Below are 13108 nucleotides of genomic sequence, written 5' to 3'. Positions count from 1 at the left end.
CCGCCCCTCCCTCAGAAGTCCAGGAACCGCGGCGTCCGTACGGACTCCCGCGCCGCCCGCAGGTGATCGGCGATCTCCCCCCGCCGCAACCGCACCCCGGCCCCGCCCGGATAGCGCCGCATCACGTCCAGCACGGCCAGCCGCCGCGCCACCGCACGCAGCGCGAGCGGCCGGGCGGGTGGCGGCGCGGCGGCCAGCTCCTGGCCGATGCGCCGCGCGCTCTCCCAGCGCGACGGGAACACGTTCTCGGTCAGCACGTACGCGAGCACCGGCAACGACGCCCCGACCAGCGCGTTCCACCGATCCAGCACCACCGCCCACCCCCGCTCCGCCTGGGCCGTCACGTGCGCCTTGCGCTGCTCGCCCTGGGCGTGCGACGAGTACGCCTGCGAGATGCCCGACACCGCGAACACCGGGTTCAGCAGCGCCGCCGCCCCCAGCGACAACGCCGCCCCCGCGTAGCTGACCTTCGGCAGCGCGTCGGGGTCGAGGTCCATGACGCGGGCGAGCTGCGCGCTCAGCGCCGCGGTCTCGGCGGCCGCGCGCTGCGCGGGGGCGAGCGCGGCCCGCAGCTTCGGCTCCTGCGCCTTCAGCCAGCCCGGCTCGGCACCGCCCGTGAGCGGGGACAGGAGCAGCGCGTCGCGGTGCCGCAGGAAGGCGGGCAGCACGGTGGTGACCTGGTCGAGGTGGGTCTGCAGCTCCCGCAGCCCGACCTGGAGCACGGCGGCGACCCTGGCGCGTTCGTCACCGGGCTCCGGCAGCTCGACGGGGCGCCCCAGGCCGTCGGCGCCGACGTCGCCGAGCAGCGCCGCGTGCAGCTCGTAGAACGGGCCGAACACGGTGTAGAGCAGGTAGTCCTCCTCCAGCCCGACGGCGGCGCGCAGCATGCCGGGCACCTGCGCCGCGCCGGCGCACGCGTTGCCCCACGCCCGCACCTCGGTGTGCAGGGCCTGGACCAGCTCGGGCTGGGCGACGACGCGCAGCTCGGTGCGGTCGGTGGTGAGCCGCAGCTCCGCCCTGGGCGGCCCCGGGTCGCCCTCGACGGTCCTGATCCGCTCGTACGGGATCCGCACGTTCACCCCGTCACCCTTGACCCGCATGCCGTCGGGCGCGAACGCGCACGCGACCGGCCGCCCGTCGGCCAGCTCCGCGGGCAGCACCCCCGAGCCCAGCGTGCGCTCGGCGGCGGCGCGCAGCTCGGCGTTGCGGTGCAGGCGGCGCCCGAACACCTCGGAGGCGCACTCCACGGTGACCGGCCCGTGCGCCGGGCTGAACACGACGAACCGCCCGGCCGTCCCCGCGATGCGCAGCTGTGCGTCGCCGAGGTCGAACCGGGCGAGCACCCGCTGCGTGTCGGGCGCCTGGAACTCCAGCGCGTGCTCGCTCAGCACGCAGTCGGCCCGCACCGCCCCCGTGCCGCCCGTGCCACCCGTGCCGCCCAGGCCGCCCAGGCCGCCCCTGCCACCCGCCCCGCCCAGGCCGCGCAGCGACACCGGCGCGGAGGTGCCCACCGTGCGCGGCCCCGGCCCAGCGGATCCGACGACGCTGAGGAAGGCCGCCCTCACCTGCGGGGTCACCAGATGCAGGGTCGCGCCGGTGAGGAAGTGCCCGCCGAGCAGGGCGCCGCCCCGCAGCTCGACCGCGCTCGGCCCGGCGGGGCTCGCGGTGACCCGGTTCACGGGCCACTCCAGCGGGATCCGGCCGCGGCTGCGCAGTTGCAGGCGACCGCCCGTGACGACCACGTACGCGGCCAGCTCGGCCGGGGCGTCGTCCCCGGTGCCGTCCTCGTAGTAGGGGACGATCGAGATCGCGCACGGGCTGACGAAGTCCGTGGCCTCGGCGTCCGGCATGAGCCTGCCGCGCAGGCCGGTCAGCGTGGCCAGCGCGGGTGGCGGCAGCTCGCCGGACGTGAGCTCGATGGTCTTGCCGTTCGGCAGCCGCAGGTCGGCGACCAGTCGGGTGCTGCCGTCGACCAGCTCGATCGTGGCGTCGGGGTCGGCGGCCGGGTCCAGCGCGAAGACGGCGGGGTTGCCGAGCCCGCCGGTGTCGTGCACGTACACGGCGGGGTGGTCGGTCAGCAGCAGCGAACGCGTGCCCGTCCAGGAGAACCCGGACGACTGGCGTTCCAGGAGCACCTCGTGCAGGGAGCTGTCGAAGACGACCCGTCCGCGCACGCTGCCCCAGGCGACCGCCACCGCTGCTCACCCCCTCGTCCAGGATGGTGCTCTCCTAGAGGGGGGACGTACAGGGAGAAATACGTACTGGCTTCACCCCCTCAGCGGGCGCAGCGCCGAGCCCCACGCGTTCACCTGGTCGAGGACGGCGTTGAGCCGGTCCTCGTGGAAGTCGGCGGGGTTGAAGCCGTCGACGAAGTCGGTGTGGATCGACAGGCCGACCTGGTTGGACACGGTGGCCACGCTGAGCAGGCCGAGGACGTGCCGCAGGTGCGAGATCGCCCGGGGCGCGCCGTCCACCCCGTAGCCGACGAACCCGGCCGCCTTGTTGGTCCACTCTGCGTACAGGAAGTCCAGGGCGTTCTTGAGCCCGCCGGGGTAGGAGTTGTTGTACTCGGGCGTCACGATCACGAACGCGTCCAGGGACGCGATCTTGGCCGACCAGCGCTTGGTGTGCTCGTGCTGGTAGTTGCCCGTGGCGGGGTGCTCGGGCTCGTCCAGGACGCCCAGGTCGTAGTCCTTCAGGTCGACGATCTCGTACTCGGCGTCGCCCCGCTTGACCGCCAGGTCGCGGACCCAGTGCGCCACCACCTCGCCGATCCGGCCGGGACGGGTGCTGCCCAGGATGATGCCCACCTTCAGCATGACGGTGCTCCTCTTCAGGGATTCGGTTACCGGATTCACCGTAGAAGGACAGGCTGAGATACTGAATGCGCTGCTGTCCCAGATTTATACGCCATCGTCTCAGCCGTTAGACTCGTCACATGGATGTGCTGAGCGACGTGGTGGCGTTCATGCGGGCGGGGCGGCCGACCTCCGCCCGCATCTCCTGGCGTGCGCCGTGGGGGGTGTCGTTCCCCGCGGAGCCCGCGTCCGCGGGTTTCCACGTCGTGCTGTGCGGCTCCTGCTGGCTGCTGCCCCCGGAGGGCGAGCCGGTCAGGCTGAGCGTGGGCGACGTGGTGTTCGTGCCGCACGGCGACGCGTTCGGGCTGGCCGACGATCCCGCGCGGCCGCTGGTGCGGTCGGAGTGCGGGCCGCATGCCGAGCTGTTCGGCTCGGCCGGCTTCGAGGGCAGCGGGGCCGAGACGGTGCTGCTGTCGTGCGGGTACCGCACCTACGCCGACCGCAGGCATCCCATCCTGAGCTCGCTGCCCGCCGTGATCCACCTGCCCTCGACGCTCGGCCGCCACCCCGAGCTGCGGGCCGCCGTCGACCTGCTGGCCGGCGAGATCGGCGACCCGCGCCCCGGCGCGGACACGATCGTGTCGTCCCTGCTCGACATGGTGCAGCTGTACATCCTGCGGGCCTGGTTCGACAGCGACGGCGAGCCGTGCACGATGTCCGGCTGGGCTGCCGCGCTGGCCGACCCCGCCATCGGCCGGGCGCTCAACGCCATCCACTGCGAGCCGGGCCGCCGCTGGACGGTCGAGTCGCTGGGCGCCCACGCGGGCCTGTCGCGGGCCGGCTTCGCACGCCGCTTCACGGCGCTGGTCGGGCAGGCGCCGCTGGCGTACCTGACCTGGTGGCGGCTGGCGAGCGCGGCCCGCATGCTGCGCGAGTCGGACGCGTCGGTGGCGGAGGTGGCCGAGCGGGTGGGCTACAGCTCGGAGTTCGCCTTCGGCAACGCCTTCAAGCGGGAGTACGGCGTGGCGCCCGGCCGGTTCCGCCGCTGCGGCACGGCGGCCTGACGTCCCGGCCGACTCCGCCGCCTGCGGACCGCTGCTCAGCGTCCGATCGTGATGCGGCGCAGGACGTACTCGACCGGCCCGTACCGATGCGTACGCAGCCACCAGGCGCTCAGCCCCAGCAGGACCGTGTAGATCACCAGAGCCACGCCCATCACGGCGAGCGGCGACAGCGTGCCCGCCAGCGCCAGCCCGTACCCGGTGAAGACCAGGCAGCACAGCACCGACTGCCCGACGTAGTTCGACGCCGCCACCCGCCCCGCCGGAGCCAGCGCGCGCCCGGCGGCGGGGAAGCGGCGCGTCACGCGCAGCAGGGTCACCATGTACGCGGCGGCCAGCAGCACCGAGGTGACCGTGCTCACCGCCAGGCCGGCCAGCTCCCAGGCGCCGGCCCGGCCGGCCGTCACCGCGAGCAGGACCCCGCCTGGCAGGCCGAGGCCGAATCCGATCCACTGGATCCTGGGCGCGAGGTGCCACCACCGCCCTGTCTCCTCCAGCACCTTCCTCTTGCCCGCCGCCAGCCCGAACAGGAACATGGCCAGCGCCGTCGGCCCCTGGAAGAGCCACACCATCGCCGCGAGCGGCGGGTACAGCTCCAGTTGCAGGGTCAGCACGTCCAGCGGGCTGCCGGTGGCCAGCGCCATCGTGCGTGCCGCCGCCGCGGCGTCGGCCGGCGGGAGCTGCCCTGCCGCCGGGTCGAGGGCGGACAGCGCCGACAGCCCCGCCCACAGCAGGGTCAGGCAGCCCAGGATGACCGACCCGGTCACCACGGCGGTCCGCGGCCTGATGCCGCGCATGGCCAGCAGGATCAGGCCGAGCACGGCGTACAGGGTGAGGATGTCGCCGATCCACAGCAGCAGCCCGTGCGCGACCCCGATCACGAACAGCCCCAGGCACCGGCGCAGCGTCCTGGCCCGCGCGCTCGCGCCCGCCCGCTCCGCCGAGCGCAGCTGCAGCGTGAACGAGTAGCCGAACAGGAACGAGAAGATGATGTAGAACTTGGTCAGCACGAGCGCGGTGATGACCGAGGCCACCGGGCCGTCGGGCATGGGCATGGTGCCGTTCGCGGCGTAGCCCGGGTCGGCGAAGTAGCCGATGTTGGCCACCAGGATGCCGGCGAGCGCGAACCCGCGCACCACGTCGATCTCGTGCACCCGGGTGGCGGGCGGCGTGCGCACTTCTGTCATGCGCCTGAAGCTACGGACGGCAGGCCCGCGCGGGCATCCGACCTTGGTACGGCGGGGAGCGACCGAAGCATCGCGCGGCTGCGACGCATCGTCATTGGTGGGGTAATTGGGGCGAAAGGTGGGGGGCTGCACCACAATGGGGGCATGGCATACCCTCCACAGCCTCCGCAACCGCAGCCCCACCAGCCTGGACCGTGGGGCGGCGGACAGGCGCAGGGGGTCCCGCCAGGAGGCTACGGCCCGCCCCAGGGCCATGGCCCGCACCCCTACGGCTCCGGCCCCGGCCCTTACGGCAACCAGCCGCCACACCCGGGCCAGCCACCACACACCGGCCAGCCACCGCACATGGGCCAGCCGCCGTATGGGCACCAGCCACCGCAGACGGGCCATCCCTACGGAAACCAGCCGCCGCACCCCGGCCAGCCACCTTACGGAGCGCCCGGCCACCCCCCTCGCCCACCGGTCAAGAACAACAACGCGCTGATCATCGGCCTGGTGACCGGCCTCGCGGTGCTCCTCCTCGGCGGCGGCGGCTGGGCCGCCTACGCGTTCCTCAGCTCCCCAGCACCGACCCCGAAGCTCGCCCTGCCAAGCAGCACCCCCACCACCTCCACCCCCACACCGTCACCCACTCCCACCCCCTCGGACACCCCAGCGGAGACCCCCGCGACCACGAAGCAGGCCCAGCCCGGCTCACCCCTCACCCACCAGGAGTTCAACGACTGGAACTTCGCCCTGGGCGGCATCAAGTTCAAGGCCGACAAGGTCGCCGGCTGGACCTACAGCTCGTGTGCCCCGGTCGACGGCCAGGGCGTGCTGGCCAGGAACAAGTGCCAGCGGGCCGTGCAGCTCGCCTACTCCGCCTACAGCGGCCACCTCAAGGCCGTCCAGATCATGATGTCCTTCCCCACGGACCAGGCCGCCAAGACCACCGCGAACAGGCTCGCCAAGCTGTCGTCGAACGCCGTCAAGTGGCGCCAGGACAAGGCGCTCACCCGTTACGTCTACGGCAAGATCCTCTCGGGAGCGTCCAAGAACTACGTGGTCGTCACGATCGTCACCGCCGACAAGTCCGCCGGCACCATGGCGCCGAACTTCCACGCCTACCTGCAGACCGACCACACGAGCTACTTCGAGCTGCGTGACCAGACCATCACGAGCTGACCCGTTCTGAGGGGTGCGGGTGGCTTGGTGACCGGACGCCGATAACGTCGGCATCATGTTCGACTCGCACCACGACAGCATCGACACCAGGCCGGCGGGGCACCGATGATCGGCGCCATCGCGGACGACTTCACCGGCGCGACCGACGTGGCCGTGGCGCTGCGCCGCCGGGGCATCCGCACCCTCCTGTACTTCGGGCTTCCGCCGCAGGGCGCGCAGCCTCCCGAGCACGACGCCGTCGTGATCGCGCTCAAGACCCGCACGATCCACAAGGCCGACGCGGTGGCCCGCTCCCTGCGCGCGCTGCGCTGGCTGCGTGCGCACGGCGCCGCTGAGCAGGTCTACTTCAAATACTGCTCGACCTTCGACTCCACCCCCGACGGCAACATCGGCCCGGTGCTGGACGCGCTGGCCGACGCCATGGAGGCGCCGATCGTCCCGATGACGCCGAGCTCGCCCGAGCACGGCCGCACGCAGTACAACGGCTACCTCTTCGTCGGTGACGTGCTGCTCGGCGAGTCCCACATGCGCCACCACCCGCTCACCCCGATGACCGACTCGTACCTGCCGCGCCTGCTGGAGGCGCAGAGCGCCTACCGGTCGGGGGTGGTGACGCTGCCGCACGTGCGCGGGCGGGCGGTCGAGCGGCGGCTGGCCGAGCTGCGCGAGCAGGGGGTGCGGTACGCGTTCGTGGACGCGCTGGAGGAGGAGGACCTGATGACGGCCGGCCGCGCGCTGGCCCGGGCGCCGCTGGTGGCGGGCGCGGCGGGGCTGGCGGGCGGCCTGGCCGCGGCGCGGGCCGGCGCCGGGTACGACGACGAGCCGGCGCCCGAGCCGTCCGGTCCTGCCGCCGTGCTGGCCGGTAGCTGCTCGGCCCGTACGCTCCAGCAGGTCCAGGTCATGATCGAGGCGGGCAGACCGGCACACCGGCTCGACGTACTGGCCGACCAGGACCCCGACTCGCTCACCAGGCGGGCCCTGGCCTGGTACGACGCCCTCGACCCCGGCACCGGCGCCCCGCTGGTCTACTCGTCGCTGGAGCCGGCGAAGCTGCGCCGCGTCCAGGACACCCTGGGGGCCGAGCGGTCGGCCACGATCCTGGAGACGGCCCTCGGCCGCATCGCCCGGGGGCTGGTCGAGCGGGGTGTCACCCGGCTGGTCACGGCGGGCGGTGAGACGTCCGGCGCGGTCGTGAGCGCGCTCGGCGTGCCCGGCGGCGTGATCGGGGCCGAGGCGGCGCGCGGCGTCCCGTGGATCTTCGCCCCGTCGGGGCCGGCGCTGCTGCTGAAGTCCGGCAACTTCGGCGACCCCGATCTGCTGCTTGAGGCCTCCCGCTGAAATCGCGCCCCGGCATTCACCCCCGGACACCCGCCGATCCGCACAACTGATCGATTACGCTGGCTCCATATTCGCCGTATCGGAGGAATATGGAGAGCTACATGGTGTTTCTCCTCACCGGGGCGATCTCTTGATCCCCCGGCTGCTTCCCCGCAACCCCTTTGACAGCGCGTTATTCTGCGGTTTTCTCGGCGTGACCGGGCTGATCCTGCTCGCGGAGGCGGCCGGCCGGCTCGGCCTCGTTTCCACCGTGCAATTCCCGCTCGCCTCCACCGTGCTGATCACCACGGCCGAATTGGCGGCCGATCCGGAATTCCTGCTCGACGTCGGCGCCACCTTCGCGGCGTGGGCGCTCGGGCTGGCGCTGACGGTGGCGTTCGCCGTCCCGGCCGGGCTGCTGCTGGGCAGCGTGCCGGCGGTGGAGCGGGCGTTGCGGCCGGTGATCGAGTTCCTGCGGCCGATCCCGTCCGTGGCGCTCATCCCGCTCGCGGCGTTCGTGTTCACCGAGCGGCTGGACATGAAGATCGCCATGATCATGTACGCCGCCACGTGGCCGATCCTGATCAACACCATGTACGGCCTCAGGGAGGTCGACCCCCTGGCCAAGGAGACCCTGCGCACCTTCGGCTTCGGCCGGCTGGCGGTGCTGCTGCGGGTCTCGCTGCCGAGCACGGCCCCGTTCATCGCGACGGGCATCCGGGTGGCCGCCACGATCGCGCTCATCCTGGCCATCAGCACGGAGCTGCTCGCGGGCGGCTCCGACGGCATCGGCGCGTTCATCATCCTGGCCGGCAGCAGCCCCGACGGGCTCACGCTGACCGTCGCCGCCACCGTCTGGGCGGGGGTGCTGGGCATCGCCACGAACGGCGCGTTCGTCCTGGCCGAGCGGCGGCTGTTCCACTGGCATCCGGGGGTGGCCGCGTGATCGCGCGCGTGCTGCGGTGGTGCGCCAGGTTGTGGGTGGTGCCGGTCGTGCTCGTGCTGTGGGAGCTGGCCACGCGGGCCATGGCGCACCCGTTCTTCCCGCCGCCGTCGGTCATCGTCGGGCACATGCGCGAGCTGTGGTTCACCGGCTCCCCCGCCCGGCTCTGGCTGAACGACACCGCCCTGGGCAACTTCCCGCAGAGCCTGGGCAGGCTGCTGGCGGGCTGGGTGCTGGCCGGGGTGGGCGGGGTGACGATCGGCGTGGCGCTCGGGCGCTCGCCGCTGCTCCACCGGTTCCTCGACCCGATCATCCAGTTCGGGCGGGCGCTGCCGGCGCCGGCGTTGCTGCCGATGTTCCTGGCGCTGTTCTCGACGGGCACGCGCATGCAGATCGCCACGATCACGTTCGGCATCGTGTGGCCGGTGCTGTTCAACGCGGCCGACGGGGCGCGCGGCGTCGAGCCGCTGCATCTGGACACGGCGCGGGTGTTCGGGCTGACGCGCGGGCAGCGGCTGCTGCGGATCATCCTGCCGTCGGCGGCGCCCAAGATCTTCGCGGGGCTGCGGCTCAGCCTCTCGCTGGCGCTGATCCTCATGGTCATCGCGGAGTTCTTCAGCACCGAGGGCATCGGGTTCCAGCTCAGGGCCGCGCAGCGGGCGTTCGACCTGCCGGGCGTGTGGGGGGCGATCGTGCTGCTCGGAGTCCTGGGTTATCTGCTCAACCAGGGCTTTCTGTTTCTTGAGAAAAGGGCGCTCACCTGGCATGACGCAAAGATGTAGCGAATCTGACACAGGTCACGGTTAAGCTCGCAGTTCTGCCTTTGTCTCATGTGTTTACTCCACGAGGAGCGCTCATGTCAGATATCCGGCGCCTGTCCGTCCTCTGCGTCGCGGCATTACTGCTCACCGCCTGTGGGGGCGGCGGTAATCCGGCCTCGCAATCCACCGGCCCGGAAAAGACCGAAATCAGGATCGGAATGTTGCCGCTCCCGGAGGTGGCGCCCATTCAGCTCGCCATCGACAAGGGCTATTTCGCCGCCGAGGGGCTCAAGGTGCGGACGGAGCTGATCTCGGGCGGCGCGGCGGCGATGCCCGACCTGGTCTCCGGCAAGCTCGACGTCCTGCACAGCAACTACGTCTCCGCCCTGCTCGCCTCGGCCAGCGGCACCGTCAAGATCAAGGTCGTCGGCGACGCGTACGCCGCCCAGCCCGGCAACTTCCTGCTCATGACGAAGAAGGGCTCCCCGATCACCCGGGTGGCCGACCTCAAGGGCCGCACGATCGGCGTGAACACCCTGAACAACATCTCCACCCTGTCCGTCAGCGCCCTGCTCAAGCCCGCCGGGCTGCGACCCGACGACGTCAAGTTCGTCGAGCGGCCCTTCCCCGAGATGGCCGGGGCGCTGGACAGCGGCCAGGTGGACGTGGCGCTGCTGCCCGAGCCGTTCCACCAGGCGGCGGCCAGGACGCTCGGCGCGGTCACGCTGAGCGACCTGTTCACCGGGCCGCTGGCCGACTTCCCGATCGCCGGCTACCTGGTCACGGAGACCTTCGCCCAGCAGAGCCCGAAGTCCGTCGCCGCCTTCCAGCGCGCCCTGCGCAAGGCGACCGAGCTGGCCCGCTCGAACACGGCCGAGGTCACCGCCGCCCTGCAGAAGTACACCAAGATCGACCAGGAGACCGCCGCCACCATGAAGCTCGGCGGCTTCTCCACGGCCGTTGACCCGGCCCGGGTGCAGCGCGTGGCCGACCTGATGCTCGAGTTCGGCTACCTCAAGCAGCGCTTCGAGGTGTCCTCGATCCTCGCCGGCGGAGCGTCGGGCTAGCCACCGCTACTCCAGCAGCCCCAGCCGCCGGGCCGCGGCGACCGCCTGGGTGCGGGTGGAGACCTCCAGCTTGCCCAGGATGTTGGACACGTGCACGCTCACCGTCTTCTGCGCGATGAACAGCCGCTCCGCGATCTCGCGGTTGGTCAGCCCCTCGGCCACCAGCCGCAGCACCTCGGCCTCCCGCGCCGTCAGCCCGCCCTCGCCGTGCCCGGGGCCGCCCCCCGGCACGGTGAAGCGGGCGCGGCGGCCGAAGTCGAGCAGCGCGTTCTCCAGCGGCACGGCACGCAGCTTGCCCGCCACCTCCCTGGCCCGCTCCCACTCCGCCTGGGCCGCGTCACGGTCGCCGGCGGCCAGCAGCGCCTCGGCCAGCCGCCACCGTGAGCGCGCGGTCTCGTAGACGAAGCCGAAGTCGAACGCCGCCACCACCTGCCGCCACAAATCCACGTCGAGCCGCCCGTGCACGCGGTGCCACTCGGCCTCCACGCGCAGCGCCCACGCCTGACCCTCGGGCCCCAGGTGCACGCCCTCGCCCGTGGGGCCGGCCTCGACGGCCAGGCGGGCGTGCGCGCGCAGGTCGTCGGCGCCCTCGGTGCTGCCCAGCTCGGCCAGCGCCCACAGCCCGATGGCGGCCATCCGGATGTTGCCCGAGTCGCCGTCGATCTGCGCCGCGATGACCGCCCGCACGTGGTCGAGCGCCGTCGCCGGGTCGCCGCGCCACAGCGCGTGCTCGGCCGCCAGCCCTCTCGACATGTACGAGACCAGCTCGTCGCCCCAGAAGGGCCGCAGCCAGCTCAGCCGGGCCTCGACCGCGGGCAGGCCCCGCGCCACCTCGATGAACAGCGCGAACGACGACAGGGTGGCCTCCGGCGCGGTGCCGACCCTGGCGCCGAAGCCGGCCGCGACCGCCTCGGCCTGGTCCCACTCACCGGCCACGTAGTGGATGAGGAAGCGCAGGAACCGCAGGTCGGTGCCGTAGGTGCTCCACTTGAGGCCGTTCTCGGAGGCCAGCTTGATGCCGTCGTCGGCCACCTCGGCGGCGTGCGCGAGCAGCCCCTGCTCGTAGTGGATGCGGGCGTGGTGGAAGCGGGCCCGCAGGTCCATGGCCAGATCGCCGCTGGGCCTGGACATGGCCAGGTCGACCAGCTCGTGCGCCCGGTGCAGGTCGCCGCGGTACTCCACGACGATGGCCAGGGTGAGCAGCGCGCCCACCTCGGCGTCCCTGGCGCCGGCCGCGCGGGCCGTCTCCAGCGCCCTGCTCGTCAGAGCCTCGACCTCCTGATGCCGCGGGCTCCACACCAGCGTGCGGGCCTGGGTGGCCATCGCGCGGGCGAGCGTCGCCTCGTCGTCCGCGCTGGCCACCGCGTGCTCGGCCGCCACGATCGCGCCTTCGGCGTCGTCCGACTCGTACAGGTAGTAGGCGAGCCGCTCGCTCACCTCGGACGTCTGCGGCAGCGCCTTGAGCTGCACCACGGCCCGGTGCTTGTCGCCGCTGTCGGCGGCCATGACGGCGCTGCGGAAGGCCAGCTCCACGCGGCTCTCCCCGGCCAGCCGCGCCGCGTCGTCCACCCGGTCCCACAGGCCGAGCGCCCGGTCGTAGTGGCTGTGGGCCTCGGCGGGCGCGCCGACCCGCTCGGCCTGCCTGCCCGCCTCGACGGACGCGGCCAGCGCGCCGGCCAGGTCGTGGCCGGCGAGGTGGTGGTGGGCCAGCTCGGCCGGGGAGGTGAGCAGGCGGGCGAAGGCCGCGTGCAGCCGGGTGCGCTCGCCCGGCAGCAGGTCGGTGTAGACGGCCTCCTGCAGCAGCGCGTGGCGGAAGGTGTAACCGTGGCCCCGCACCTTGAGCAGCCCGCGCGAGACGATCTCCCTGACCGCCTCCTCGAACTCGTCGAGCGGCAGCCCCGACACCTCGCGCAGCAGGTCGTCCTCCACCCGGCGCCCGGCCACGGCGGCGGCCCGCAGCACCCGCTGACCGGCCTCCGAGAGCACCTCGACCCGCGACATCAGCAGGCTGGCCAGGCCGTCGGGCAGGCTGTCGCCCTCGGCCATGGCCGCGAACAGCTCCTCGGCGTAGAACGGGTTGCCGTCGGCGCGGGTGACGATGAGGCCGAGCTCGTGGGCGTCCACCTCGCCGAGGGTGGCGACGTAGTCGGACATCTCGCCGGAGCCCAGCGGCCCCAGCTCCACGCTCATCACGGTCGGCAGGCGCTTCAGCTCGGCCAGCACGGAGCGCAGCGGGTGGCGGCGGTGCAGGTCGTCGGTGCGGTAGGTGCCCACGACGCAGACGCGCTCGCTCTGCACCATGCGGCTGAGGAAGACCAGCAGGTCACGGGTGGAACGGTCGGCCCAGTGCAGGTCCTCGATCACGAACAGCACGGGCTGCACGTCGGCGAGCAGGCCGAGCAGCGAGCCGAACAGCCGCTGCTGGGTGAGCCCCGCCGAGGGCGCGCTCTCGGTGCCCGGCAGGAGCTGGCCCAGCATGGGATGGGCGGCGGCGGCCTCGCGCACGGCGGGCTCCGCGCCGCGCAGCGCGTCGGCCAGCGGGAGGTACGGCAGCGCGTCGCCGAGCTCGGCGCACTGCCCGACGAGCACGTTGAACCCGCGCTCGCGGGCCTCGGCTGCCAGCTCGGTGATCAGCCGGGTCTTGCCGATCCCCGCGTCACCGCCGACGAGCGCCACTCCGGCCACACCCTCGCCGGCCGCGGACAGCACCCGCACCAGGCCTGTCAGCTCCGCGGATCGCCCGACGAGAAGACCGTTCACGTCAGAAACTATGCCATGACGCTCCGACAACCGATTGGTCCGGGATTCCG

10 protein-coding genes are annotated in these 13108 nt (G+C 72.7%); 6 read left to right on the top strand and 4 right to left on the bottom strand.

The genetic code is table 11. From position 1 onward, the window contains the following. Positions 1-11: 11 nt before the first annotated feature. The gene (locus tag LCN96_RS07505; protein WP_225271848.1) at positions 12-2195 is read right to left on the bottom strand and encodes a hypothetical protein; all 2184 of its coding nucleotides are present in this window, start codon (positions 2193-2195) and stop codon (positions 12-14) included. Between the two features lie 72 nt (positions 2196-2267). Then, complete coding sequence (locus LCN96_RS07500) at positions 2268-2819, bottom strand: NADPH-dependent FMN reductase (RefSeq protein ID WP_225271847.1); 552 nt, start codon at positions 2817-2819, stop codon at positions 2268-2270. A gap of 119 nt (positions 2820-2938) precedes the next feature. Here LCN96_RS07500 and LCN96_RS07495 point away from each other — a divergent pair, with 119 nt between their 5' ends. After that, positions 2939-3862 (top strand): AraC family transcriptional regulator, encoded by a 924-nt coding sequence (locus LCN96_RS07495; RefSeq protein ID WP_225271846.1) that lies wholly within the window; start codon positions 2939-2941, stop codon positions 3860-3862. Between the two features lie 35 nt (positions 3863-3897). Here LCN96_RS07495 and LCN96_RS07490 read toward each other — a convergent pair whose 3' ends face one another. Beyond that, a complete protein-coding gene (locus tag LCN96_RS07490) occupies positions 3898-5046 on the bottom strand; it encodes a DUF418 domain-containing protein (protein WP_225271845.1) in 1149 nt (382 codons plus the stop codon). Between the two features lie 495 nt (positions 5047-5541). Between LCN96_RS07490 and LCN96_RS07485 the strand changes: the two genes are divergently transcribed. The 5 genes from LCN96_RS07485 to LCN96_RS07465 all read left to right on the top strand — a co-directional run bounded on the left by LCN96_RS07485 (position 5542) and on the right by LCN96_RS07465 (position 10298). Beyond that, complete coding sequence (locus LCN96_RS07485) at positions 5542-6210, top strand: hypothetical protein (RefSeq protein WP_225271844.1); 669 nt, start codon at positions 5542-5544, stop codon at positions 6208-6210. Between the two features lie 105 nt (positions 6211-6315). Then, on the top strand, positions 6316-7548 hold the full coding sequence (otnK, locus tag LCN96_RS07480) for a 3-oxo-tetronate kinase (RefSeq protein ID WP_225271843.1): 1233 nt from the start codon (positions 6316-6318) through the stop codon (positions 7546-7548). A gap of 193 nt (positions 7549-7741) precedes the next feature. Beyond that, positions 7742-8473, top strand: coding sequence for an ABC transporter permease (locus LCN96_RS07475; RefSeq protein ID WP_225271842.1), 732 nt, complete (start codon positions 7742-7744; stop codon positions 8471-8473). Next, positions 8470-9252 (top strand): ABC transporter permease, encoded by a 783-nt coding sequence (locus tag LCN96_RS07470; RefSeq protein WP_225271841.1) that lies wholly within the window; start codon positions 8470-8472, stop codon positions 9250-9252. Before LCN96_RS07475 ends, LCN96_RS07470 begins: the two co-directional genes overlap by 4 nt. A 74-nt stretch (positions 9253-9326) precedes the next feature. Continuing rightward, positions 9327-10298 (top strand): ABC transporter substrate-binding protein, encoded by a 972-nt coding sequence (locus LCN96_RS07465; RefSeq protein ID WP_225271840.1) that lies wholly within the window; start codon positions 9327-9329, stop codon positions 10296-10298. 6 nt (positions 10299-10304) lie between these two features. Here the strand turns inward: LCN96_RS07465 and LCN96_RS57075 are convergent, their stop codons facing one another. Further along, the gene (locus LCN96_RS57075; protein ID WP_311132230.1) at positions 10305-13058 is read right to left on the bottom strand and encodes a helix-turn-helix transcriptional regulator; all 2754 of its coding nucleotides are present in this window, start codon (positions 13056-13058) and stop codon (positions 10305-10307) included. Between the last annotated feature and the right edge of the window lie 50 nt (positions 13059-13108).

It is taken from the genome of Nonomuraea gerenzanensis (assembly GCF_020215645.1).
GTDB lineage: Bacteria > Actinomycetota > Actinomycetes > Streptosporangiales > Streptosporangiaceae > Nonomuraea > Nonomuraea gerenzanensis.
The sequence above is the reverse complement of the archived record's forward strand: the minus strand, read 5'-3'. Positions and strand labels throughout refer to the sequence as shown.